At 61.3% G+C, this 24,022-nt stretch carries 20 protein-coding genes and 2 tRNA genes; 9 read left to right on the plus strand and 13 right to left on the minus strand.

What is annotated here, in order from left to right:
- Positions 1 to 29: 29 nt before the first annotated feature.
- Positions 30 to 548, minus strand: a complete 519-nt coding sequence (locus RIG82_04510) for a transposase (protein MEQ9460193.1) — start codon at positions 546 to 548, stop codon at positions 30 to 32.
- Between the two features lie 151 nt (positions 549 to 699).
- Here RIG82_04510 and RIG82_04515 point away from each other — a divergent pair, with 151 nt between their 5' ends.
- Positions 700 to 1,209, plus strand: a complete 510-nt coding sequence (locus RIG82_04515; protein MEQ9460194.1) for a hypothetical protein — start codon at positions 700 to 702, stop codon at positions 1,207 to 1,209.
- Here the strand turns inward: RIG82_04515 and RIG82_04520 are convergent.
- The 3 genes from RIG82_04520 to larE form a co-directional block, all read right to left on the minus strand.
- Entirely contained in the window at positions 1,206 to 2,276 is a 1,071-nt protein-coding gene (locus RIG82_04520) for a protein arginine kinase (protein MEQ9460195.1), read from the minus strand. The two genes, RIG82_04515 and RIG82_04520, sit on opposite strands and share 4 nt — an antisense overlap.
- Before the next feature lie 36 nt (positions 2,277 to 2,312).
- Complete coding sequence (locus RIG82_04525) at positions 2,313 to 2,816, minus strand: UvrB/UvrC motif-containing protein (protein MEQ9460196.1); 504 nt, start codon at positions 2,814 to 2,816, stop codon at positions 2,313 to 2,315.
- Between the two features lie 76 nt (positions 2,817 to 2,892).
- The gene (gene larE, locus RIG82_04530; GenBank protein ID MEQ9460197.1) at positions 2,893 to 3,756 is read right to left on the minus strand and encodes an ATP-dependent sacrificial sulfur transferase LarE; all 864 of its coding nucleotides are present in this window, start codon (positions 3,754 to 3,756) and stop codon (positions 2,893 to 2,895) included.
- A 75-nt stretch (positions 3,757 to 3,831) separates the two neighbouring features.
- On the opposite strand from larE, the gene RIG82_04535 reads away from it, so the two are divergent.
- Together RIG82_04535 and RIG82_04540 are read left to right on the plus strand one after the other, a co-directional pair.
- A tRNA-Arg gene (locus RIG82_04535) sits at positions 3,832 to 3,905 on the plus strand.
- 180 nt (positions 3,906 to 4,085) lie between these two features.
- On the plus strand, positions 4,086 to 4,595 hold the full coding sequence (locus tag RIG82_04540) for a hypothetical protein (GenBank protein MEQ9460198.1): 510 nt from the start codon (positions 4,086 to 4,088) through the stop codon (positions 4,593 to 4,595).
- Between the two features lie 273 nt (positions 4,596 to 4,868).
- On the opposite strand, the gene RIG82_04545 is transcribed toward RIG82_04540, so the two are convergent.
- The 4 genes from RIG82_04545 to RIG82_04560 all read right to left on the minus strand — a co-directional run bounded on the left by RIG82_04545 (position 4,869) and on the right by RIG82_04560 (position 9,266).
- Positions 4,869 to 6,017: a glycosyltransferase gene (locus tag RIG82_04545; protein MEQ9460199.1), complete on the minus strand. Its 1,149-nt coding sequence runs from the start codon at positions 6,015 to 6,017 to the stop codon at positions 4,869 to 4,871.
- A gap of 93 nt (positions 6,018 to 6,110) precedes the next feature.
- Complete coding sequence (locus RIG82_04550; GenBank protein ID MEQ9460200.1) at positions 6,111 to 7,265, minus strand: glycosyltransferase; 1,155 nt, start codon at positions 7,263 to 7,265, stop codon at positions 6,111 to 6,113.
- 114 nt (positions 7,266 to 7,379) lie between these two features.
- Positions 7,380 to 7,453 (minus strand) — tRNA-Arg (locus tag RIG82_04555).
- 10 nt (positions 7,454 to 7,463) lie between these two features.
- A complete protein-coding gene (locus tag RIG82_04560; GenBank protein MEQ9460201.1) occupies positions 7,464 to 9,266 on the minus strand; it encodes a family 10 glycosylhydrolase in 1,803 nt (600 codons plus the stop codon).
- Between the two features lie 201 nt (positions 9,267 to 9,467).
- On the opposite strand from RIG82_04560, the gene RIG82_04565 reads away from it, so the two are divergent.
- A complete protein-coding gene (locus RIG82_04565; GenBank protein MEQ9460202.1) occupies positions 9,468 to 10,175 on the plus strand; it encodes a carbonic anhydrase family protein in 708 nt (235 codons plus the stop codon).
- 82 nt (positions 10,176 to 10,257) lie between these two features.
- Here the strand turns inward: RIG82_04565 and RIG82_04570 are convergent, their stop codons facing one another.
- The 5 genes from RIG82_04570 to RIG82_04590 all read right to left on the minus strand — a co-directional run bounded on the left by RIG82_04570 (position 10,258) and on the right by RIG82_04590 (position 17,162).
- On the minus strand, positions 10,258 to 11,766 hold the full coding sequence (locus tag RIG82_04570) for a hypothetical protein (protein ID MEQ9460203.1): 1,509 nt from the start codon (positions 11,764 to 11,766) through the stop codon (positions 10,258 to 10,260).
- Between the two features lie 19 nt (positions 11,767 to 11,785).
- On the minus strand, positions 11,786 to 12,940 hold the full coding sequence (locus RIG82_04575; GenBank protein MEQ9460204.1) for a hypothetical protein: 1,155 nt from the start codon (positions 12,938 to 12,940) through the stop codon (positions 11,786 to 11,788).
- A gap of 157 nt (positions 12,941 to 13,097) precedes the next feature.
- Complete coding sequence (locus tag RIG82_04580; GenBank protein MEQ9460205.1) at positions 13,098 to 14,588, minus strand: hypothetical protein; 1,491 nt, start codon at positions 14,586 to 14,588, stop codon at positions 13,098 to 13,100.
- A gap of 130 nt (positions 14,589 to 14,718) precedes the next feature.
- On the minus strand, positions 14,719 to 15,858 hold the full coding sequence (locus tag RIG82_04585) for a porin (protein MEQ9460206.1): 1,140 nt from the start codon (positions 15,856 to 15,858) through the stop codon (positions 14,719 to 14,721).
- Positions 15,859 to 15,968: 110 nt separating this feature from the next.
- A complete protein-coding gene (locus RIG82_04590) occupies positions 15,969 to 17,162 on the minus strand; it encodes a porin (GenBank protein MEQ9460207.1) in 1,194 nt (397 codons plus the stop codon).
- Between the two features lie 126 nt (positions 17,163 to 17,288).
- Here RIG82_04590 and RIG82_04595 point away from each other — a divergent pair, with 126 nt between their 5' ends.
- The 5 genes from RIG82_04595 (at position 17,289) to RIG82_04615 (ending at position 23,940) form a co-directional block, all read left to right on the plus strand.
- Complete coding sequence (locus tag RIG82_04595; GenBank protein MEQ9460208.1) at positions 17,289 to 18,239, plus strand: putative 2-dehydropantoate 2-reductase; 951 nt, start codon at positions 17,289 to 17,291, stop codon at positions 18,237 to 18,239.
- Between the two features lie 172 nt (positions 18,240 to 18,411).
- Positions 18,412 to 19,842, plus strand: coding sequence for a trigger factor (gene tig / locus RIG82_04600; protein ID MEQ9460209.1), 1,431 nt, complete (start codon positions 18,412 to 18,414; stop codon positions 19,840 to 19,842).
- Between the two features lie 23 nt (positions 19,843 to 19,865).
- Positions 19,866 to 20,189 carry an SHOCT domain-containing protein gene (locus tag RIG82_04605; protein MEQ9460210.1) on the plus strand — a complete coding sequence of 108 codons (324 nt, stop codon included), beginning with the start codon at positions 19,866 to 19,868 and terminating at the stop codon, positions 20,187 to 20,189.
- A gap of 217 nt (positions 20,190 to 20,406) precedes the next feature.
- The gene (clpX, locus tag RIG82_04610; GenBank protein MEQ9460211.1) at positions 20,407 to 21,732 is read left to right on the plus strand and encodes an ATP-dependent Clp protease ATP-binding subunit ClpX; all 1,326 of its coding nucleotides are present in this window, start codon (positions 20,407 to 20,409) and stop codon (positions 21,730 to 21,732) included.
- A gap of 24 nt (positions 21,733 to 21,756) precedes the next feature.
- Positions 21,757 to 23,940, plus strand: a complete 2,184-nt coding sequence (locus tag RIG82_04615) for a S41 family peptidase (GenBank protein MEQ9460212.1) — start codon at positions 21,757 to 21,759, stop codon at positions 23,938 to 23,940.
- Positions 23,941 to 24,022 lie beyond the last annotated feature (82 nt).

Consider the following 24,022-nt stretch of genomic DNA (forward strand, 5'->3'; position numbering starts at 1 on the left):
GTGCAACGAGAAGTCGGGGGTGGCACGGGTCATCGCGAAGCGTGACCCGTGGACCAACCGGCGTGCGACCACTTCCAACCCTCCGGTTTTCTGACAAGTCCGGCACGAACTGGATTGTTCTCGATGTACATCGATTTCTCGGCAAACTCTTCCTCACTGTGGATGTTGCGATCGTAGCCTCCGCCTCGTTGCCAAAAAACAGAGTTACCCTCAGGTGACCGGATCATCGATAAACGTGGATCGTCGTTGCGCTTCCAACGCTGTACAACGAGCCGCCCATAACGAGACTTGAGGCGATGGAGAAATGACCCGACGGTGCTTGAGCCTGACGATCCGAGGAGTATATGAACGTGATTTGGCATCACCACCCAGGCGAGCAGATCCCGATTCTCGGATTCACATCGATAGAGCAGATGCTCGGCGAATAGATCTCGCTCCGTCGATTCGGCCAGAAGCTTGAGGTTGCGGTAGCAGGAGAAGGTGAGGAATCGGACATCTTCCAGCCCTTCGTAGCGGTGTCGTCGGGAGCGTGATTGCGTGTCGGACATCTGCTTGCTCCATCGTGCAATCTCGAATCCCGAGTCAACCCTGCGGGTATGACTCGGGCCACCCTGTTTGGGAGGCTCTGCAACCTGGTCTTGTACCGCGGCAAAACACCTAAGCAAGTTTATCGATTGGCCTGTCGGTTACAATCACTTTATGAGTCTCGACCTCGACCGACTACGGCGTCTCTGGATCCCGGCGATCGCGTCGGGGTATGCGCGTCCGGAGGACTGGATCGAGTGGGCAGATCGGATGATCCTGAAGCTGGATGAGCCGCCGGGGTGGGTGATTGAGATGGCGATGATTGATTGCCCCATCGAGGCGATTGCTCTGCTCCTGAGCTTTGATGGTTACAGTCGGATTGAAGCGCTTCGTCCCTATCGGCACGAGTTTGTACTCACGGTCCTCGGCTACCTACACCTCAAATCAGTACGAGAGCATAAAAGTGTTGAGGCGTGCGTTCTGGCTTCAGGCGATTGGCTTTTGTACACGCACGAGCCGCACGACAACAGGGCTCTGTGGAGTGCTTATGCCTATTGGATTGCACTCATTGATGAGTTGTGCTCGTTCCCGGAGGACATAGAACCAAAAGCCCAGCGACTGAACCGAAGACTCGGTGTGATCTCAGCACGACAATATGCCGAGATCGAAAAAGCCGCGGCTTAACCCTGCCCACCCGGTTTGAGGCGTTGGCGGACGAGGTCGGCGCGGGCGATTTTTCGTTCGGCGGGGTCCATGGTGCGGCCGACGAGGCGTTGGAGGTGGGCGGGTTGGGTGAGCAGGAGCAGTTCGTTGATGGTGCGCAGGTCGACGGAGGTGAGGCGGCCGAGGTTGACGCCGAGGCGGAGGTGGGAGAGGAGGGAGAGGACTTCCTCGGTGCCGAGGACGCGGGCGTGGGTGAGGAGGGCCCAGGCGCGGTAGATCTTGTCGTCGAGTTGGGCGGGGCGTTGTTTGAGGAGGGCCTGGCGGGCCTGCTGCTCGTAGGCGATGACCTGGGGGACGATGGTGTGCTCGAAGTCGGAGACAATTTCCTGTTCGGTCTTGCCGAGGGTGGACTGGTTGGAGACCTGGTAGAAGTCGCCGAGGGCCTCGGAGCCTTCGCCGAAGAGCCCGCGGACGGCGAGGTGGGTGTCGCGGGCGGCGCGGCGGACTTTTTCGATCTCGCCGGTGAGCTTGAGGGCGGGGAGGTGGAGCATGACCGAGACGCGGAGGCCGGTGCCGACGTTGGTCGGGCAGGCGCTGAGGTAGCCGAAGCGTTTGGAGTAGGCGTATTCGAGTCCGGCTTCGAGGGCGTTGTCGAGGCGTTCGATCTGTTGGAAGGCTTCGGAGAGCTGCATGCCGGAGCGGAGGACCTGGAGGCGGAGGTGGTCTTCCTCGTTGATCATGGCGGCGAAGGTCTCATCGGGTGCGATGACGACGCCTCGGGGCCAGTCGTTTTTCTCCGCGGCGAGGTCGCGGCTGACGAGATGGCGTTCGACCAGGAGCTGTCGGTCGAGGCTCGGGGAGGCGGCCATATCGACCCAGATGATGTTGTCGGCGAGCCGCTGGGCCTGGACCTCGTCTTTGATGAGGTGCATGACCTCGACTTGCTGGCGGCGGTTGGCGCGGTGGACGAAGGGGAAGCCGGCGAGGTTGCGGGCGTAGCGGATGCGGGAGGAGATGACGACCTCGCCGTGGGGTCCGTTGCCGCGGAGCCATTCGCCGGCGTGTTCGGGGATCTGACTGAGGCTCATGGGCCAACGTCCCTGTCGGTAAGGGTCAAACTCGGGTCAGTGATCGTTCTCGAACTGGCGGATCTCGTCGCGGATGCGTGCGGCCAGCTCGTAGTCTTCGATGGTGACGGCGTCGTCGAGGCGCTTGCGCATGCGCATGAGCTGCATCTGGCGGTGTTCGCCGGCGCCGGCTCGGCGGGGGACCTTGCCGACGTGGTGGGTTCCGCCCTCGTGCGCGCGTTCGAGCAGGGGAGAAAGTTGGTGCTCGAAGGCGGCGTAGCACTGGGCGCAGCCGAGGAGGTGTTTTTCGCGGAACTCGGAGAAGGACATGCCGCAGCCTTCGCAGCGGGGTTCATCGGGTGAGCCGACCTCGTCGTCTTCCTGCTGGAGCTTGACGAAGTTGGTCAGTAAGTCGTTGATGGGCGTAGGGATAGCTTTGATGGCGAGGCCATCCTCGGCGGCGTGGAGGTCGCAGAGGTGCTTCTCGATCTTGTCGCCTTTGTCGATCTCGACGGAGTGATGCGTGGCTGGCCGGTCGCAGCGGTCACACTTGCGCTTCACATCGGGTCCCTCTAAAGAAAACGCTTGCGGAGCTATCGTAGGCTGTAGACACGGCTTACGCTACAGGGAATTATGGTCAGTCGGCGGCGAGGTCGCGGCCGGCGAGGGTGAGCATGACGTTGCCGGAGCCGGAGCGGAAGCCTTCGAGGTCGAGGGCGGCGTAGACGAAGCCGGCGCGTTTGACGGCGGTGACGACTTGCTCACGTATCTCCTGATCCATCAAGCGGTTGAGTTGATCGGCGGGGATTTCGAGGCGGGCGACCTGGTCGTGGTGGCGGACACGGAAGCCGGAGAAGCCGAGGTCGGCGAGGGCGTCTTCGGCGGCTTCGACCTGGGCGAGTCGCTGGGGGGTGACTTCGGTGCCGTAGGGGATTCGTGAGGCGAGGCAGGCGGCGGCGGGTTTGTCAGCGTTGGGTAAGCCCATGTGGAGGGCGAGGTTACGGATGTCCTGCTTGTTGAGTCCGGCTTCGAGGAGAGGTGAGATGACGCCAGCGTCGCTGGCGGCGTTGAGTCCGGGGCGGTGGTCGCCGAGGTCGTCGGTGTTGGTGCCGTTGGCGATCCAGGGGATGTCTCGCTCTTTGGAGAGTTGCTGTAAAGCGTGGTAGAGATTGGTTTTACAGTAAAAACAGCGGTCGCCGGCGTTGGCGCGGTAGTTGGGATCGTGCTGTTCGGCGGGGTTGACGGTGATGAGTTGGAGGTCGAGGTCGGCGGCGATTTGTTGGGCTTCGCGGAGTTCGCGGCGGGGGAGGGAGAGGGAGTCGCCGATGACGGCGATGCAGTGGTCGCGGCCGAGGATGTTGCGGCCGACGGCGGCGACGAGGGTGGAGTCGATCCCGCCTGAGTAGGCGACGAGCATGGAGCCTCGTTGGCGTATGGTCTGTTCCAGAGAGGCTTTACAGTCCTCGACGGAGCGGTTGGGGGTGGAGTCGGGCGCGGTCATAGGTTCATGTTAGCGGGCGACTGGACAGGGGCGCGGGGCGGCTTACAATCTGGCGTTCCGAGTTTGGCTCGGCGGGCACCTGTAGCTCAATTGGATAGAGCAGCGGTCTACGGAACCGCAGGTTAGAGGTTCGAATCCTCTCAGGTGCATTTGAGGGCGTTTTTTTGGGTGGGGATGGGTTGGAATTTGTGCGCACTGGGCTTTGATCGTCAATCAAACGTGACCGATGGGGTTTGGATGCGGTTGTTTGTGCGCGCGCTGGGGCGTAGTCTTAGATGGATTCTGTGGGCACGCCTTCGGCGTGACCACAGCCACCCGCGAGAGAATCGATGGTAAAGATCTGTATTACTGCAATAGTCTTGTTTGTTATATTGACAATCTTTGTATTCGTGCGCGTCGAGATTACGCCCGTAGTAGAGCTTGTTTCTTCTGGGGGGAGTGATGTGGAGCAGGCCATCCGACAGGGGCAATCACTACCCGACATAAAGAGAGCTTTGGATCTGCCAACTTACGGGGAAGATGTGCAGGCAGATGAGTTATGGAGAAGCGCTCTGGAAGTAGCAGTATCGAAGAATAGGGCTGACGTCATAGAGTGGTTAATAGATAGCCATGACCTCCCTACGCACGGTCCCGTATACGGTTATGCACAACCCCTCAACGTAGCTAACGTTGCAGGCTCTTCAGATGCTATTAGGGTTCTATTGAAACTTGGTGCTGACCCGTTTTATAGTTACAACAATGGTGGTAGTTCTGTGTACCACGCTAGAAAAAGGTATCAAACTGTCTTGAGCGTTTACCAAGATGCTGGGGTAGATATTAATTCTGAGCGAACCGAATAATCGCCTGCTTAGATGACCTTGGCCTGGTTGGATTCTGTAGGCGCGGGTTTGGCGTGATTACTGCTACCCGCGAGGTGGGGTGGGTTTGGGCGTGGGGGTTGGGTTGGAGAGCGAGATTGTGTTGGCGACTTGTCTTGTTGGGGTCTGGGATCGGATCGTTGGGTGTGTCCCTGACCCCATGCTTGGCGCATGGGGCTCGTAGTCGATGGTTGTTGGCTGGATTCTGTGGGCAGGGCTTTGGTGTGGCCGCAGGCACCCGGGGGCGGTGTGGGTTTATTGTAGAAAGGCGCTGATGAGTTGTTGGGCGATGGTGGGCCAGGTGTAGTTGGTTTCGACGAGGTGGCGGCCGGCGATGCCCATGTCTTTTGCCCGGTCGGGGTTATCGAGGACGGAGGTGAGGGCGTTGGCGACGGCGGCGGGGTTACGTTCGGTGATGATGCCGGCGGAGGCTGAGGCGATGGCGGGGAAGTGGCAAGTGTTGGTGATGACGACGGGTCGGGCGCAGGCGAGGGCTTCGGTGATGGCCATGGAGAAGCCTTCCTGTCTTGAGGTCATGCAGAAGCAGGAGCAGTCGACGAGGGCGGCGAGTTTGGTGCGGCCATAGATGGGTCCGGGGATGAGGACGTGGTCCTGGAGTTTGTGCTTCTGGACGAGGTCGTTGATACGTCTGGCGTCTTCATCGGGTGGTCCAGCGAGGACGAGTCTGGTGTCGGGGTGCCTGGTGATGACGGTCCGGAAGGCATCGACCATGAGGTCGAGTCCTTTGGCGGGGTGGATGCGTCCGAGGAAGAGGATGTAGGGGTGGTCTGAGAGTTTGGCGTGTTGTCTGTATTCGCCTTTGGGGGGGAGGTTGGCGAACTCATCGAGGAAGATGCCGTTGGGGATGATTCGTGTTGGCACGTTGTAGCCAAGTGAATCGATGTAACGGGCTTCGTCATCGTTGAGTGCCTGGATGAAGCGAGCGTGGCTGATGAGCGAGCGGTAGCCGAGATTTAAGGCGAGCTTTTTTTTCCAGGCTTTGAGCTGGAGGCTCCAGGGGCTGAGCATGCCGTGGGGTGTGATGGCGTAGGGGATGCTGTTGTTGGTAGCGACTAAGGAGGCGGCTCGAAGGATGGGGTCCCATACGCCGTGGAGGATGAGGGCGTCGGCGCCGTGGATGATGGGGTCGAGGTCTGTGACGAGGTCGTCTGGGACGAAGCCAGCCATCCCGCCTTTGGACCGGATGTGGTGGATGTTGAGTTGGTCGCGGTGTGGGAGGCCGTCGAGGAGGCTGTGCTGGGCTTGTTCGCCTGCGGGTGCCGGGTGGCAGGCGATGACGGTGTTGTGACCGAGTCCGGCGTGCGCGGCGGCGACACGGGAGGCGACCATGGGTACGCCGCCCCAGGCAGGGTCAAGATTCTGGATGACGTGCACGACACGCACAGGCTGATCCTCAAAGCAGAAACTTCTATGAGGCTAGCATCTGATGTGCGTTATGCATGTTAATTCATGGTTGGGGAGGTATTTTTGTGATTCTCATCGCGGGTCTATGGCATCGATGCAAAGCTGGGCGATCCTGGGCCAGGTGTAGCGATTGTTGACGAGGTCTCGTCCGCGTTGGCCCAACTCGTGAGCTTCGGCGGGATCGGCGAGGATCTGGCTCATTGCGGCGGCGACGTCTTGAGGATTGAGAGAGGTGACGACGCCGGCGTTGATTTCGGCGACATCTGAGAAGTTGCATTCGTGGGTAATCACGACGGGTTTGGCGAGGGCGAGAGCTTCGGTGATGGCGATGGAGAAGCCTTCCTGTCGTGAGGGCAGGCAGAAGCAGGCGGCGTCGATGAAGGCGGCGAGTTTGTCGATGCCGTAGAGGGGTCCGGTCATGAGGACGCGGTCGGTGAGCTGGTGCTTGGCGATGGTTTTTCGGAAGGGTTCGGCGGCGTCGGCTTCGGGCCCGGCGACGACGAGTCGTGCGGTGGGGTGTTGTTGGGCGAGGATGGAGAAGGCTTCGCCGAGGATGTCGAGTCCCTTTTTGTAATGGAGTCTGCTGAGGAAGAGGATGTAGGGGTGGTCCGCGAGTTCGGGGTGGTTTGCTCTGAAGGTTCCGGGCTGAGGGAGTTCGGCGAACTCTTCGGTGAAGATGCCATTGGGGATGATGCGTGTTGGGGCTTTGAGGCTGAGCGGTGTGAAAGCGGCCTGTTCCTCGGTGTTCATGGCCTGGAGGAAGGCGGCGTTGTGGAGCATCTCGCGGTAGCCGAGGAGCAGGGCGATCTGTTTTTTGAGTCGTTTTTGGGAGAGGCTCCAGGGGTGGAGCATGCCGTGGGGTGTCATGGCGTAGGGGACGTTATCGCGGCGAGCGATTTTAGATGCTGCGAGGAGGATGGGGTCCCATAGGCCATGAAGATGCAGGGCGTCGGCTGTATAGAGGATCGGGTCGAGGTCTTTGATGAGGTCCGTGGGGATGTATCTGGCGAGCCCATGGGATCGGGGGATGTGGGAGATCAGGAAGCGGTCGCGGTGGGGTAGTCCGTCGAGAAGTTTAGCTTCGGCGTTGATGCCATCGGGTGCGTGGTGGCAGGCGATGAGGACATCGTGTCCGAGTCCTGCCTGGGCGGCGGCGACTCTTGAGGCGACCATGGGGACGCCGCCCCAGGCGGGGTCGAGGTTCTGGATGACGTGGACGATGCGCAAGGGTCGTGATGTCTCCGGTCCGAGAACGGAGTTGGTGGGTTGTTGGCGTCATCGCATCATCGGATGGATGGGGTGCGGGGCTTGGGCGGGTGCGGGCTGGGTTTGTGTGGAGAATACGCCCGACAGGATTCGAACCTGTGACCTGCGGATTAGAAGTCCGCTGCTCTATCCAACTGAGCTACGGGCGCGGAGGTTGGATCAGGAAGGATATCGGGAGAGGGGTCTTGAGCCTAGTGCGGCGGTGAGGAGCAGGAGGGTGGCGGCGGCGGGTTCGGGGAGGGCTGGGGTTGGGAAGGTGGTGGGTGCGAGGGGTCTTTGGAAGCCGAAGTTGGTGGCGAGGAGGGAGAGGTCGATGAGGTCGATGGTGCCTGAGGCGTTGAAGTCGGCGTTGGTCCAGCCGCCTGCGGTTGGGATGGGCTGGTTGAAGTTGGCGGCGAGGATGGAGAGATCGACGAGGTCGATGCTGCCGTCGAGGTTGGCGTCGCCCTGGCGGGTGTTCCAGACTTCCTGGACGAGATACAGGAGGTCATCGGGGTTGACGGAGCCGTCTTCGTTGAGGTCGAAGGTGGGGTTGTTGGTGCCGAAGTTGGCGGTGAGGGCGTTGATGTCGAGTTGGTTGACGAGCCAGTCGTTGTTGAAGTCGGCGGGGATGGGGCGTCGGTCGGCGAGGAGTTCAACCTGGTCGATGTCGAAGCTGAGTTGGAACTGGTAGTCGCCGGGGAGGAGATAGGCGGAGGAGTCTTCGGACCAGGTGGAGTTGACGCGGGTGACGAAGCGGTACTGGCCGGGTGTGGTGATGGTGAACTGCCAGAGGGCGGGGAGGACGGTGTTCTCGGTGGCGACGATGGGTGCGGGTCGGCGGTTGGGATCGATCTTGGGGGAGTTGTCGAGTTCGGGATTCTGGTCGTAGAAGGCGGTGAGTTCGGAGGCGACTTCGAGAACGCCACGGGAGTACCAGAGGACGTGTCCGGCAGTTCCGGCGTTGCGGGCGTCCTGGATCATCTGGAGGAAGTCGGCGGGGCTGGTGGGTGTGCTGGACGAGTCACGGGAGATGCCAACGACGAGGTCTTCGAGGCGGCCGTTGGGTGTGGCGTCGGCGCCGGCCATGATGTTGACCTGTGTTGGTAGGGTGCTGCGGTAAGCACTGAGGGTGTTGCGGTAGACCTGGGGGACGATTTCGTCGAAGAGCCCGGCATCGGCCCAGTCTTCCCAGTCGGCGTTGTACTGGGTGAAGGAGAAGGTCATGATCGAGGGGGAGACGGAGACGATGAGGTCGGGTCGTGCGGTTTTGACGGCGGTGTACCATTCGGTTGCGAACTCGAAGGTTTTTTGGGCGCGCCAGTTTCGGAAGTTTGAGTCGTTGAGGCTGGTGGGGAGGTTGCGTCCGGTTTCGGCGAGGTAGAGGGCTGCGGTGGTGGGGTCCCAGCCGAACTCTCGGGGCCATGCGAGTCGGTCATCGAGTTGGACGCCGTCGAGGTCGTTGGCGTTGATGGCGTCGAGGGTGACGTCGATGAGGAGTTGTCGGACTTCGGGGATGGCGGGATTCATCCAGGCGAATCCGTTGGAGTTGTTGGCGTAGTTTCCGTTGCGGTCCTGGAGCAGGTAACCGTTGGCGAGTGCCCATTGCGAGAGGGGGTTGGAGGGGGTACCGCCTGAGCCGACGAACTGTGATGAGAAGCCGAACTCGAGCCAGGCGATGTGGGCCATCTGGTTGCGGTGGGCGTGGATGGTGGTTTCTTCGAGTAGGTTTCGACCGCCTAGGGATGGGGCGCGGTCGATGCCGATGAGCTGCTGCATGGTGGGTGAGGGGAACTGTGAGTAGCCGTTTTTCCAGGCTTCGACGTAGGCGGTGTTGAGACCGATGTTGCGGAGGTTGGTGAAGGTGGCCTGGGTGTTGGCACCGGAGGCGATGGAATCGGGGCCGGTGGTGGTGAGCCATGTCCCTCGGACCTCTGCGAGGGCGGGGGCCGCGAGGGTGGTGAGGATCACGATGCTGAACAAGCCACGGTGATGCACTGGGTTACCTCTGGAGTTGGATCAGTGTGAGCTAAGGATGCTGGTGGGTGAACTAGGCCTGATTGAGGGGGTGGCGTCAAGTCTTTCATAAGCTCAAAGATGGAAAGTGGGTGTGACTGGGGGGACAAGGGAGTTTATGCTGCTCTTTTGCAGGTTCCACAAGTCACTATTTGAAGGAGACTAAGGATGATTCGATCTCTTAGCGTGTTGAGTGCGGGTGTGCTGGTGGCGGGTTTGATGGGGTGTGAGACTTTTGAGGGGGATGATGATGTGTCGGTGGTGATGACGCAGGAGGCTCAGGCGGCGATGACGCCGGCGGCGGCGCTGGAGGATCTGAAGGCGGGCAACGCGAGGTTTGTTGAGGATGAGTCGTCGGAGTTTGATTATCTGGCGCAGGCTGAGGCGACGGCTTCGGGGCAGTATCCCAAGGCGGTGGTGCTGAGCTGTCTGGACTCGCGGGTTCCGGTGGAGGCGGTGTTCGATCAGGGGATCGGTGATCTATTTGTCGCGCGAGTGGCGGGGAACATCGAGAACGTGGACATCCTCGGGAGTATGGAGTTTGCGACGGAGTTGGCGGGGACGCCGTTGATCGTGGTGCTGGGTCACTCGTCGTGTGGTGCGGTGAAGGGTGCGATTGCTGAAGCGAAGATGGGCAATCTGACGGCGCTGTTGGGCGAGATTACGCCTGCGATTAAGGCGACGGAGATTGAGGGTGATCATAGTGTTGAGAACACGGCGTATGTGGACGCTGTGGTGGAGGCGAACGTGCGCAAGACGATGCAGGATCTGCCGGCACGGAGCGAGGTGCTCAAGCAGCGGGCGCGCATGGGCAAGCTGATGATCGTGGGCGGCGTGTACGACCTCGCCACCGGCCAAGTCCACTGGCTCGACTAACCCCCCCCCCCCCGCATTAGGCTTGTGGTGTTCTTAGGGTCTTCGAGATGAGTTGATTGAGCCCGGCTACGGCCGGGCTTTTTTATGTTGATGGGCGGCGTTGGGTGAGGAGGGTGAGGAGCAGGAGTGATGCGGCGGGTTCGGGGATGGGGGGAGTCGGGGTGGTGGCGTCGAAGCCGAAGTTGGAGGCGAGCAGGGAGAGGTCGATGAGGTCGATGGTCTGATCGAGGTTGAAGTCGCCTTGGGCGTAGGTTCCGGGGCTGCCGAAGTTGGCGGCGAGGTTGGAGAGGTCGATGAGGTCGATTTGTTGGTCGAGGTTGGCGTCGCCGGGTTCGGTGAGGGCGTAAAAGCGAATCCAGATTAGGGCGTCGTCGGCGTTGATGACGCCATCGCGGGTGATGTCGAAGGTGTCGAGGTCGTCGGTGGTGTTGAAGGCCTGGCCGAGGAGGTCGAGGTCGGGTGGGTTCAGGGAGGCGTCGTGGTTGAAATCACCAGGGATGGCGAGGGAGGTGTCCTGGGAGATGAGGGCGATGGAGCGGCGGTCTTCGCCAGCGATGGTGGTGGTGATGGAGGCTGCGATGTAGGTTTCGCCGTCGTTGTTGAAGGCGAGGGATGGGAAGCTGGCGTTGAAGGGTAGGGTTTCGGTGGTCCAGGAGGTGCCATCGGTGGTGGTGGCGAGTTTGAGCTGTGAAGCAGAGTCGTCGAGATCGGTATACGCGATGGCGGGTTGCCCGGTCACGGGGTTGATGGCGAGGCTGTCAGGTCGAAGAAAGAAGCTGGCAGCCTGGTCGATGGTCTGGGTGGTTGTGACGAGTTGATCATCGACCTTGGTCAGTGTGAGTTCTCTGTTGTTAGAGATGTAAGCGAAAACTGGATTTCCATCGGGGAGGATGTCGAGGGTGATACCTACAAAGAACACGCTCATGGGTTCTGCTGCGATGGTCTGCCATCCGAGTGTTGGATGCTGGCGGAGGACGGTGGCTTCCCGATTTCTTGATAAATAGGCGATGACGGGTCGGTTCTGGTGATCGAAGGCGATAGCGGGTCTGGAGTCGAACAATGGCCTGCTGTCGCCTGACAAGGGGACTAGCTGTCGCGCCCATGTACCGGTAGGCACGTCGTACGAGGCCAGTGAGAGGCCTGAATCGTCACTGATAACAACAGAGGGAACACCTTGTGCGTTCAGTGCTCGATCGAAACTAGTCGGCCCGAAAGAACTTATCTGCTGTGACAGTTCGAGTGAGTCGGTGACTGCGATGTACTCACCTTCATAATAGAATCCGAACCACGATGTGAAGCTGGCATGGCTGAACTCATCGACGGTGAGAGCGATATCCAGCGTATCCTGCGGTAGCGTTCGCACCAGGGTCGAGCTCTGGTCAATCGCTGTGAGCGTAACGCGTCTTGCTTGGGCAACCCAGACGCGATTGGTGTTGGGATCGACGGCGATGTCGCTGAAGAAGCTTGGGTTGGTGCTGCCGGGTGCGCCGGTGATGCGGGCGGTCCATTGGGCTTGTGCTGGGGCGCAGCAGATCGCCAGCAGCACGAGGGCTGTGGTGATCTCTCGGGCTACTCTCCTAGACGCTGGCATGGTGTGCTCCGTTCGGTGCTCAGACGGAGCGACGGCGGCGGGCAAGGATGGTAGGAGTCAGTGTGAGGAGGACAAGTGCGGTGGGTTCGGGGACGAGGATGGGGTCGTAGGCGAGGTGGTAGCTGCCGTTCTTGACGTAGGCGATGACGGGGAGGTCTTCGAAGTCGTAGGCGATGCCGACGAGATCGGTTGCCTGTATTTCGTCATCGACGAAGTCGGAGGCCCAGGTGTCGCCGTCGAAGTAGAGGTAGTAGAGCTCGTCGGAAAAGGTGTCGTTGTTAAAGACGGTGACTGCGGTGCCAACGGTTTCGCCGGTGGTGTTGTCGAACTCGAGATAGCGTGATTCGAGTCGGAGATTTGCGGGGAGGGCAGCGGCGGTGACGTCGGTGACGATCCAGCCGGTGGCGGGGTTAAAGTCGGCGGCGATCAGACGATTCGAGGGAGAGCTGTTTCTGATGCCAATAATATGAGGGCGTCCGAGGGCGTCGTATTCGATGGCCAGTGATTCCTGAACGATATTGGTGAACCCGATGTCGAAGAGATCGAGCGACTGCCATTCGCCAAGGAGTGGAGAGTATTCATAGAAAACATCGTCATCCGTGATAACGGCGACCTCACCGAATGGTGAAGCTGCGAGGTCGACAACTTCGTCGAAGTTGGGGATATCTGGTAGTCCAAGGACCTGGGTCTCACCCGAGCCAAAATCTTCAATAGCAATGACGGGTGTGCCGCCGGGTGTGTAGTCGATGGCGAGTGTTCCCTCGGGCAGCGGTGTGAAGCCTGATGAAGTGAGGATGACGCCATCGGTCGATGTGAATGGACCGGTTGAGCCGGAGCCATAGGCCGCCACGGCGACCTGGCCTGTGGGGCTGCTGGCTGCACGCAGCGGGCGAGGCGCGAAGGGTGGATAGAGGGGCTGATTGTTGGGGGTGATGTCGTACCAGCCAGTGGAGAACTGGGCGATTGATCCCCCGCCTTGAGTGAAGATGGTGGGCCAGACTCTCCCGTTGCGCATCGCCAGGACGGGGTCGCCTGAGGTTTGAATAGAGCTACCCCCGCGCTGTGGTGAGCTTGCCACTTCCTGGATGGCCCAGAAGAACTCTGTGGCGGTGGCGGAGGAGCCTGTGAGCAGAATCGTGATCAGGCATGAGACGACGTGTCTGTGCAGGGACATCTTCTTCTCCATTCAGTAGGCGTGAGACAAGTGACGTGGATCATCGAGTCTGGGCTCGTGGTGGTCAAGGGTTTTAAGGATTGCTTTGCTCTGGACATAAAAAACCCCCCGAAGATCGGGGGGTTTTGAGTGGTTTAGTTTATTGATTCGTGCTTGCTCAGGCTCGGCGGCTGAGGGTTGTCAGGAGGCCGAGGGTGAGGAGGGTGGCGGCGGCGGGTTCGGGGATGGGAGTGGCGGAGCCGATGAGGTTGAAGGTGAAGTCGGTGCCATCTCCGCCTAGGGCGGCGTTTTCGTCGGTGAGGATGGTGAGGGTGGCGGAGAAGTCGCCGACGAGGAGGGCGGGGTCGAACTGGAGGTTGAGGTCGGCGGAGGAGCCAGCGTTGATGCGGGTTCCGTCGAGGTTGTTGAGGAGTGAGAAGAGGGTGTCATCGGCGCCTGTGATGAGGATGTCGATGATGGTGAGGTCGGTGAGGTCGGGCCCGCCGGGGTCGAGGGTGGTGTTGAGGAGGGTGAGGTCGAGGGTGGCGATCTGGTCGGCGATGATGGAGCCGAAGTCGAGGGTTTCGCCGGGTAGGACCGCGACGGTGTCCTGCTCGAAGGCGGCGACGGGTCCGACGGCGGTGCCGGAGAGGTTGATGGTGTGGCTGCCGTCTTCGTTGGAGGCGATGGTGACGGTGTCGGTGTCAGGGGTGCCATCGGTGCGGACGGTGGGGGCGTAGGTGTAGGCGTAGTCGGTGCTCTCGGCGGAGCCGAGGCTGAAGGCGGGCGCTTCGGCGGGGCCGGAGAAGAGCGGGTCTGCGGGCGATCCGGCTGAGCCGGTGAGGAGGGTTCCGGTTCCGCCAGCGTTGGTGGTGGTGATAGCCTGGATGTCAGACTCACCGACACGGGCGAGGAAGTCGAGGGTTCCGGTGTCGCCTGGGGTGGTGCTGAGAGCGGGTTCGGTGAGGGTGAAGGAGCGGTACTCGACGCCCTGCTGGGAGTGGTTGTAGAAGCCGAACTGGCCGGTGGTGAAGGCGGGGACGCCTATGACTTCTTTAGAGAGGTCGAAGATCGTGAGTCCGTTTTGGTAAGCACCTGTGCCGCCGGTGATCTCGATCCTGATGCGGTCCTGGGTGTAGAGGAGATCGAAGTCGTAGACGATGTTGTTTTCCCAGCCGAGGGTTCCGCCGGTGTTGGTGGCGAGGACGTCGTAGTTTGGGAGGTTGTCGTTTTCGGCGTTGCCGAAGGGTGGGGTGGTGGTGCCGTTGACCCGGATGAGGCGGAAGCCTTCCTCGGTGCTCGACTGGGTGCCACGTTTCCAGTTAAGGAGGTAGAAGGAGGCGTCGGTGGCATTGTCGCCTGGCTCGTTGTAGCCGAAGACAAAGCCGATGAAGTCGTCATCGTTGAAGCCGGGCTGGCGGTTGCGGTCGCGGAGGAAGGATCCCTGGACGTTGGTGTTGAAGAAGTCGTTGGGGCTGACGAAGTAGGTGGGGTTGCCATTGATGGACTGGAAGACGGTGTCGCCGGCGTTCTCGACGGTCCAGTTGCCGTTTCCGGAGGGGCCCTTCTGTGACCAGGTGTTGAGGTCGACGTTGGTCTGAGCCTGGGCGGAGGCGGAGAAGGCTGCGATGAGGGCGCAGGTGGTGAATAGTTTGGTGGTGATGGTCATGGCTTTCTCTTCTCCAACGGGCGTTAAGTTAGGGGGGTTGGGTTCGGTTAATGAACCTGTAGCGTGTATCTAACTATAGCTGGTGACATGACTTTCGCCAGAAAAGATCGAGAAAATAGTGGCTTTAATCTCAGAAGCGGAGTTGGAGTTGGAGGCGAAGAACCCACTGGCCATCCTGGCCGGGGTCGTCGGCTTTCCAGCCGAGGGAGCTTTGTGAAAACTGTGATGAGACAGGGGTGACGGCGTAGCTGGCGTCGGCGGAGAGTTTGATGTGGGGTTCTATGAAGTAGATGTTGGTTCCGGCGGTGATGATGTTGAGGTCATCGGTGGCGTTGTCCGCGTGAGCGAACCCGTATCGGAGGAAGGGTTCGATGTTCTGATTAAGTCGTTGGGCGGCCTGGAGGACGACGCCGGTGACCTGATTGTCGTTGATGCTGTGCCAGCCGAGCGAGGCGAAGAGGTTGGTGTTGGTCTGGGTTTGCCATGTGGCGTCGGAGGTGAAGGCGATGGCGTCATCTTCTTCGAGGTGAGCGGCGACGCCGAGGAGCAGGCCTTCGGGGTCGCCGGGTTTGGCGGTGAAATCGTTGAGGGCTTTCCAGTCGCCGAAAGGCTTGTATTCATAGCGTGCGGTGATGGCGGGTGAGGCGTCGTCGGTGTCGTAGATGGCGGTGTCGAAGCTGCGGAAGCCCCGGTTGAGGCTGATGGCGGCGCGGTGGAGGTCATCGCGATACTGGGCTTCGACGCCCTGGATGCGGTTGGAGGTGGCGGGGAGGATAGAGAGGACGACGAGGGAGCGGTCGATGGCGGAGGTGTTGAAGGCACCGAGTAAGGTTTCACGTTGGAACTGGTGGGTCCACTGGCCGATTCGGACCTGGAGGTTGTCGCTGAGCTTGTAGCCGACGAAGGCGTCGATGAGATCGAAGTTGTCGGTTCTGCTGGAGTAGTCGGTCTGGAATGAGAAGAAGAGGTTGGGGTTGAGGGCGTGCCCGGAGAGTTTGAGGCGGGTTCTGCGGGCTTCGAGGCGGTTGAGCTGGTCGCCGCGGGTTGACGTGCGGTCGGTGCGGCCGTGGGTAGCGCGGAGTTGGAGGCCGGCGTTGAAGCGCAGGAGGTTGTCGCCGTCGGTGGTGCTGATGAAGTAGCCGTTGTCGTAGCCGTGGAGGAAGGAGGGTTGAGGTTGGGGGTTGTCTCGATCGGTGGTGTCCTGGGCGAGGGCGGAGGAGACGCCAAGGGTTACGAGGAGGACGGTGGCGAGGAAGCGGCTTGGTTTCATGGGGTTGTGAGCTGCTGTGTTGATGATCGAGAAAACGGACGCCGGAGTTGGTTCCGGCGTCCGCTTGGGAGGTTAGCGGATTGAGATGTGCGGATCGAGTGGTGGTGTGGTCAGAGCTTGAGTTGGAGTTGGAGCCGGAAGACGATCTGTCCGTCGGAGCCGGGGTCATCGGTCATCCAGCCGATGCTGGATTTGTCGAAGGTTCCGCTGACGGCGTCGAATGCGTAGCCGAGGTCGCCGGTGAATTTCACGTTGCCTTTGAAGAAGTAGACGTTGGAACCGACGGTGATGACAGAGAGGTCGGAGGCCCCGGAGCTTTGACCGAACTCGTAGCGAAGGAAGGGTTCGATGTTGTCGGCGACGAACTGGGCGACCTGGAGCACGGTGCCCCATGCCTCGGCGTCGTCGATTTCGTGCCACGCGATGGAGGCGAAGACATTGGTTCCGGCATCGGTCTGGAAGGTGATGTCGGCCGTTCCGGCGAAGGCGGAGCCTTCTTCGGCGTGACCGGCGATGGCGATGAGGAGTCCGGTGGGGTCGCCGGGGGGGGCGGAGAAGTCGGCGAGGTATTTCCATTCGCCGAAGGGTTTGAACTCGTAGCGTCCAGTGATGCCGACATCGGAGGTTTCGTCGGTGAGTGAGGTGTTGTAGCTTTTGAAGCCTTCATTGAGGGTGATGACGACGCGGTGGAGGTCATCACGGTACTGGGCTTCGATACCCTGGATGCGGCCGAGTTTGGCGGGGAGGATGCCGCTTGCGACGAGGGACTTATCGACGGCGCTGAGCTTAGAGAGGCTGAGGAAGGTTTCGCGTTGGAACTGGTGTTTCCATTGTCCGATGCGGACCTGGATGTTGTCGTTGATGCGGTAGCCGACGAAGAGGTCGATGAGGTCGAAGTCCCCGCCTGAGCTGCTGAACCCGCCTTGGAGGTAGTAGAAGATTCTGGGGTCGATGGCGTGACCGGAGAGGGTGAGGCGTGTGCGTGCGATCTCGAATCCTGAGGTGTCTTCCGGGGCGTTGGTGTTTCGATCAGCGTGGCCGTAGATGTAGCGGATCTGTGTGAGGGCGTTGGCTTTGAGGAGGTTGTTGCCGTCGGCGGATTCGATGAAGAAGCCTTTGTCGTAGCCGGTGAGGAAGGTGACCTCGGCGGGGTCTTTTTCCGTTGCGGGCTTGCTGGCTTCGGCGAGCATGGCTTCGAGGGCCGCGACGCGGGCTTCGAGGTCCTGCTGCTGCTCTTCAGCCAATGTCATGGCTGGTAAGGCGAGGAGGGCCGCGGCGGTGAGGGATCGTGTGAGGAGCTTCATGGTCGTTCCTTTCCTGGAGCCTGAGGCTTGGAGGGGGATCGGCCATGGACGGAGTGGACGTTTGTGGTGCTGGTCTCACAGGCTTAAGTGGTAAGTCCGTTTGAGAGGTTCGGTAGGATGTGCTGGATGAGCAGGCGTTATGCAGTTGTTGGTACGGGGGCGTTGGGTGGGTTCTATGGCGGCTGTCTGGCGAAGGCGGGGTTTGAGGTTCACTTTTTGATGCGGTCGGATGCGCAGGTGGCTCGAGAGCGAGGGCTGCGGGTGGATTCGAAATCGCATGGGGTGTTTACGGTGCATCCGGCGCGGGTGTATGAGCGGGCCGAGTCGATGCCGGTGTGTGATGTGGTGCTGGTGTGTCTCAAGACGACGGCGAACGAGGCGCTGCGTGAGTTGTTGCCATCGGTGGTGGGTCCGGAGACGACGGTGGTGATGATGCAGAACGGGTTGGGTGTGGAGGCGGATGCAGCGGCGGTGGTGGGTGGCGATCGGGTGCTGGGCGGGTTGTGTTTTGTGTGCTGTAATAAGGTTGGCCCGGCGGAGGTGGTGCATTTGGATTACGGGGATGTGCGACTGGGGCGGTACCGGGCGGATGGGTCGGCGGGTGGTGTGGATGAGGTGATGGAGGGGGTGGCGGCGGACTTCGGGGCGGCGGGGATCGAGGTGCGGCTGATTGAGGACCTGGTGCTGGCGCGGTGGCAGAAGCTGGTGTGGAACGTGCCTTACAACGGGTTGTCGGTGGTGCTGGGCGTGACCACGGACGTGATCATGGGTGATCCGGGACTGCGTCGGATGGCGGAGGCGTTGATGATGGAGGTGGCGGCGGCGGCGCGGGGGGCTGCGGGTCGGGCGATCGATGCGGGGTTCATCCGGGAGATGCTGGAGCGGACCGAGCGGATGCGGCCCTACCGGCCGAGCATGCTGGTGGATCGTGAGGAGGGTCGGACGCTGGAGGCGGGGTCGATTTTTGGGGCCCCACTGGCGGCGGCGCGGGGGGCGGGGGTGGAGACGCCCCGGCTGGAGTTGCTGGCGGCCCAGGTCGCGGTGCTGGCAGAGCGGATCGAGGCTGCCAGGGGGTAGCGGTGCGGTCTGTGCGGAGCGGGTGTGGTCTCGTTGACGGAAGGGGCGGGGTCAGGGATACTGCCGGGCTAAAAAATTCCCGACCCTTTACTACACCTACCCCCCCCACCTATACGCCTGCGGGCGTACGGGCCCCTTCAAGTGGGCTCTTGGATGATGAGGAAAGATGGCTATGTCCGAAGATCAGGGCTCGACGGCGATGGAGACTCGGCTGGAACAGAAGGTGACCTGCGAGAACGCGGGTCCGGCTCTGAAGCGGCTGACGATTGAGATTCCTGCCGAGACGATCGCGGAGCAGGTGGAGACGTCTTATTCGCAGTTGGATGATGAGGCGGTGATCCCGGGTTTTCGTAAGGGCAAGGCCCCGCGGAAGCTGCTGGAGCGGCGGTTTGCTGACACGATCCGCAAGGACGTGAAGAATCAGTTGCTGGCTCAGTCTTATCAGCAGGCGATCGCGGACGAGGGACTGGATGTGCTGGGTGATCCCGATGTGCCGGGGTTCGAGGACCTGGAGCTGCCGGAGTCGGGATCGCTGACGTTTACGGCTGAGGTGGAGGTGACGCCTGATCTTGAGTTGCCGGCGTTCGACTCGCTGGAGGTGGTCAAGACGGTGCGTGAGGTCACGGATGCGGACGTGACGGAGGAGATTGAGGGTCTGCAAAAGCGGTTGGGGAACATGGTGGCGGGCGGGGAGAAGGTCGAGGAGGGGGACTTTGTGTGGGCCGAGGTGAAGGTCTACGAGGGTCATGGTCCGGCGGAAGACGCTGAACCGGTGCAGGACATCCCCGGGACCTACATCATGATCAATGGTGAGAAGGCAGAGTACAAGGGTCATGTCGCGGGGATCGTGGTGGCTGACCTGGGCAAGCGATTGGCCGGGAAAACACGAGGGGATGTGGAGCGGATCGAGATGACGGGCCCGGCGTCCCACGAGGATGAGCGGGTTCGCGAGAAGGCGATCACGATCGACATCAAGCTCGAGCGGATCGAGCGGATGCAGCCGGCGTCGATCGAGGAGGTGATTCCTCAGGTTGGCGTCAAGGACGAGGCGGAACTGCGTGAGCGTGTGAAAGAGGCTGCGGTCGGTCGTATTGCGCAGGAGCAGCAGCAGGATCAGTACCGTCAGGTCCTCGATCAGCTTCACGAGAAAGTTTCGATCGAGCTGCCTGAGAAGATTAGCGGTCGGCAGTCGATCCGGCTGGTGCAGCGTAAGGCGATGGAGTTGTCATCCCGGGGGGTTCCCAATGAAGAGATCCAGGCAAGGCTGGCGGAGCTGCGCGAGGCATCGGAAGCGGAGTCGAAGCATCAGCTCAAGCAGTTCTTCCTGATCGACAAGGCCTCGAAGGACCTGGATGTTGATGTCAGCGACCAGGAGTTGAACGGTCGGATCGCGATGATCGCGATGCAGCAGGGTCGTCGCCCCGAGAAGCTTCGTCAGGACATGATGCAGCGTGGCGAGATCGAGCAGCTTTATCTGCAGATTCGTGAGCAGAAGACGCTGGACATGATTCTGGAGAAGGCCAAGGTCACGGAGAAGGCTGGCGAGGCTGAGAAGAAGCCTGCGAGCAAGCCGAAGAAGAAGTCGCCTAAGAAGAAGGCGTGATCTGGGGAGATGGGGGGTTGGTGATGGTCGTACCGACTGTGCCGATGATGCTGGCGTTCAATAGCGGGGACATGATCCGGTCGTTTGCGATCATGGCTGTCTGTCTGATCATGTTGGGGGTGATTCTGGCGGTGCTGCGGGTGTATGTGGCGCGTCGGGGTCGGCGTGGGGGATCACGGCTGCCAAGTGGGGGATTTACGCTGCGGGAGCTGAGGTTGATGCACGAGCGGGGCGAGTTGACGGATGAGGAGTATGAGGCGATGCGGGGGCGGATTATGGGGGCTGCGGCGGATGGGGGCGTGGAGGGGTCGGGTAAGGCGGATTCGGGTCGCGGGGCTGAGCGGTGATCGCGAAAAAGGTGGAACGATAACCGTGGTTTGGACGTATGCAGTGGGGTGATCGGGGCGTATAGTGAAACCTGAGAGACTATGAGCGTGCGCTCAACCCCTTAATAGGCTTGGTTGGCCAGGACGGCTAACGGGCCGGTGGGGAAGCGTCGATCCAAGCCCCGGCGGCGTCGGAAGGCCGAGCCCGTGGGTACACCTCAGCCGAGAAAAGTGACTAATGGCGAACACGACCAAAGGCAAAGGCGGACCGAGCGGGGGCGGCAACGACGGTGGCGATGGCGGCGACAGCGGATTCCGCGGGCGTCGAGTGACCACGTGTTCATTCTGCGGGAAGAGTTCTCGTGAGGTGGGCCCGATGGTTGAGGGCCCGGGGGACGTGTACATCTGTGCGAACTGCACCGAGCTGTGCCAGAACATCTTCAAGCAGGAGCGACGGCGGGTGTCATCGGGTCGACCGGCGATCAGTGCGATCCCGACGCCCCGGCAGCTCAAGGAGTTTCTGGATACGTATGTGATTGGCCAGAACATCGCCAAGCGTGCGTTGTCGGTGACGGTGCACAATCACTACAAGCGGCTGGCCGCGGCGGAGAAGGAGAGCCCGGTCGAGATTGATAAGTCGAACATCATGCTGATCGGTCCGACGGGTTCGGGCAAGACGCTGCTGGCCAAGACGCTGGCGCGGACGCTCAATGTCCCGTTTGCGATTGGTGACGCGACGACGCTGACCGAAGCGGGGTATGTCGGCGAAGACGTTGAGAACCTGCTCTTGAAGCTGTTGCAGGCGGCGGACTACGACCTGGAGTCGGCGCAGCGTGGGATCATCTACATCGACGAGATCGACAAGATCGGCAAGACGTCGCAGAACGTGAGCATCACGCGCGACGTATCGGGCGAGGGTGTTCAGCAGGCGCTGCTGAAGATGCTTGAGGGCACCGTGGCGAATGTCCCGCCGCAGGGTGGGCGTAAGCATCCCGAGCAGCAGTACATTCAGATTGACACGAGCAACATCCTGTTTGTGTGTGCGGGGACGTTCGTGGGTCTTGAGGACATCATTCGTAAGCGATTGGGTCGCAAGTCGATCGGTTTTGCCTCTGAGCAGTCGGTCGATGAGCAGTTGGATGATCGCGAGAAGGTGTTGGAGCAGGTGACGCCTGAGGACTTGCTGCAGTTCGGGATGATCCCTGAGCTGATTGGTCGGTTGCCGATCATCACGCCTCTGATGCCGTTGACGGCAGAGGCGATGGTTCAGATCCTGACCGAGCCGAAGAACGCCTTGATCCGTCAGTATCAGCACTTCTTTAGCATGGAGAACGCTGAGCTTGAGTTCACGGACGAGGCGTTGCTGGCGATGGCGGAGAAGGCGATCGAGCGCAAGACGGGGGCGCGAGCGCTCCGTGGTGTGCTCGAGGAGCTGATGCTGGAGCTGATGTACGAGCTTCCTGAGCCCGCAAATCAGGGCGGGAAGTACGTGATTGATCGTGACGCTGTGATGACCGGGAAGAAGCTGGCGGAGTTGCGGGTGGCCCGCAAGGAATCTGCCTGATCCATTTCACTGGAGGGGTGCTTGATGCGCCGAAACGTGAACCGACCTGGGAGCGGAGTGGTCCCCGCGTGGCTGGCAGTGACGGTGATGGCCGTCGGGTTGCTGGTGGCGGCGGCGAGTCTCGGGCCGATTTCGGCGCGGGCCCAGATCGCTGAGCCGGTCACCCCGGATGAGCTGACACAGCTCGCGCGGCACGGTCGGTTTGATGCGGTGCTCGATGCGCTGGAGCCTTATCGTCAGAACTCTGACGCTTCAGAGCTGATTGAGGAGCTGCGGAGCCGCCGGGCGCTGGAGCAGAAGCGGCAGGAGGCGCGGGGCGAGCAGCTTGAGACGGCGCTCGAGTCGATGCGCGAGCAGATCGACGAGGGGCGTCTGGACAAGGCGATGGTGTCGCTGATCGAGGCCCATGGCCTGAGTGAGCGGCCCGAGCGGCTGCTGCAGGAGCCTGAGGTCGCCGATTTGATCGACGAAGTCAAGGCGAAGTCCGCGGCGGCGATGGAGGAGCACGACTATCTCGAGGCGCTGAATCTCTATCACCGGCTGAAGCTGCTGTATGAGGATCAGGGTTACTACAAGAAGGAATCGAAGGCAGCGGGTGGGCATGTACGGCTGCTGCAGTTGTATGTGCCAGAGACGTTGCACGAGATGACCCGGGCCCGGGCGATCGAGCGCGGGGATGATGTCGAGGACCGCGAGGAACTCGAGTACGACGACTGGCGTGACCGGATCGAGGATATTGATCTGGCGATGCTCCGGCAGACGCTGCGGCAGGCGTCGGTGGATCATGTCGGGGCCCTGGGGTATCGGGACCTGATGCACGAGGCCGTGGTCGGGATGCGTCGGATGCTGGCGACCGAGGCGTTGTCGGCGACGTTCAAGGGGATGGCGAATCAGGACGCTCGTGAGCGTTATCTGGATTACCTGGCTGACCTGGAGTCGTCGCTGGAGCGGGCTTCGTACAGCATGGATTTCGTCGAGGCGATCAGCCTGGCGGACCGGATCGTCGGGATGAACGATCAGACGGTGCGGCTGCCCCGGCAGGTGGTGCTCTACGAGCTGACCGAAGGCATCACGGGGCGCCTCGATGATTACTCGTCGGTGATCTGGCCCGTGGATGTTCCGGCGCTGATGCGCAGCACGCAGGGGACCTTCTCGGGTGTGGGGATTCAGATCAGCCGCCAGGAGCGCGAGCTGGTGGTGGTGAGCCCGCTTGAGAACACGCCAGCCCAGGCGGCGGGGATCAAGGCGGGAGACCGGATCACACGGGTGAATGGCAAGCCGACGTCGACCTGGAGCCTGACGCGGGCGGTCGATGAGATCACCGGCCCCGAGGGGAGCCCGGTCGAGTTGACTGTCGAGCGTGAAGGCAAGACCGAGCCGATGAACTTCGCGCTCAGGCGGGCGCGGATCGAGATCGATTCGGTGCGAGGCTGGGATCATCTGCCCGGCGGAGGGTGGAACTATCTGATCGATCCTGAGCGGCGCATCGGCTATGTGCGTATCTCACAGTTCATCCCGCGGACGGCAGCGGACCTGGACGCTGCGGTGCAACAGATCTCCGAGAACGGCCCGGTAGGCGGGCTGATCCTGGACCTGCGGTTTAACCCGGGTGGTCTGCTGACCTCGGCGATCGAGGTGTCGGACCGGTTCATAGATGAGGGCAAGATCGTCTGGACCGTCGATGGCAAGGGCACGAAGTCGGGCGAGGCATCGGCCAAGCGTCGGCGGACGTACGACGATTTCCCGGTCGTCGTGCTCGTCAACCAAGGCTCGGCGAGCGCTTCGGAGATCGTTTCGGGGGCGCTACAGGCCTACGGGCGTGCGATGGTCGTGGGCGTGCGGAGCTTCGGCAAGGGCTCGGTGCAGGACCTGTTCCCGCTCTCGCGGGGCAAGGCGTTCCTGAAGCTGACCACGCAGTACTACGTGATCCCCAGTGGCCGGATCATTCACCGGCTGCCCGAGGCCGTGACGTGGGGCATCGAGCCCGACCTTGAGGTGAAGATGACCGACGGCGAGGTGAGTGCGGCGCTGCTCCGGCGTCAGGCGGCTGATGTGCTGCGTTCCACCGAGTATCAGGCCCCCGAGGGTGAAGAGCCGGTGATGGCGTCGGAAATCCTGGAAGAGGGTCTTGATCCTCAGCTGGAAGCGGCGCTGTTCTGGCTCAAGACGCAGAACCTCGCGGACCAGTTGACGATGGCGCGGCAGTGAGCAATGGCTGCTGGCCGACGGGCTTGTATGGCACCGTCTAAGGCCCGTTGGGGTAAGTATGCTGAGCGTCGTGTGTAACGGG

The organism is Phycisphaeraceae bacterium, from assembly GCA_040222855.1.
Lineage (GTDB): Bacteria > Planctomycetota > Phycisphaerae > Phycisphaerales > Phycisphaeraceae > Mucisphaera.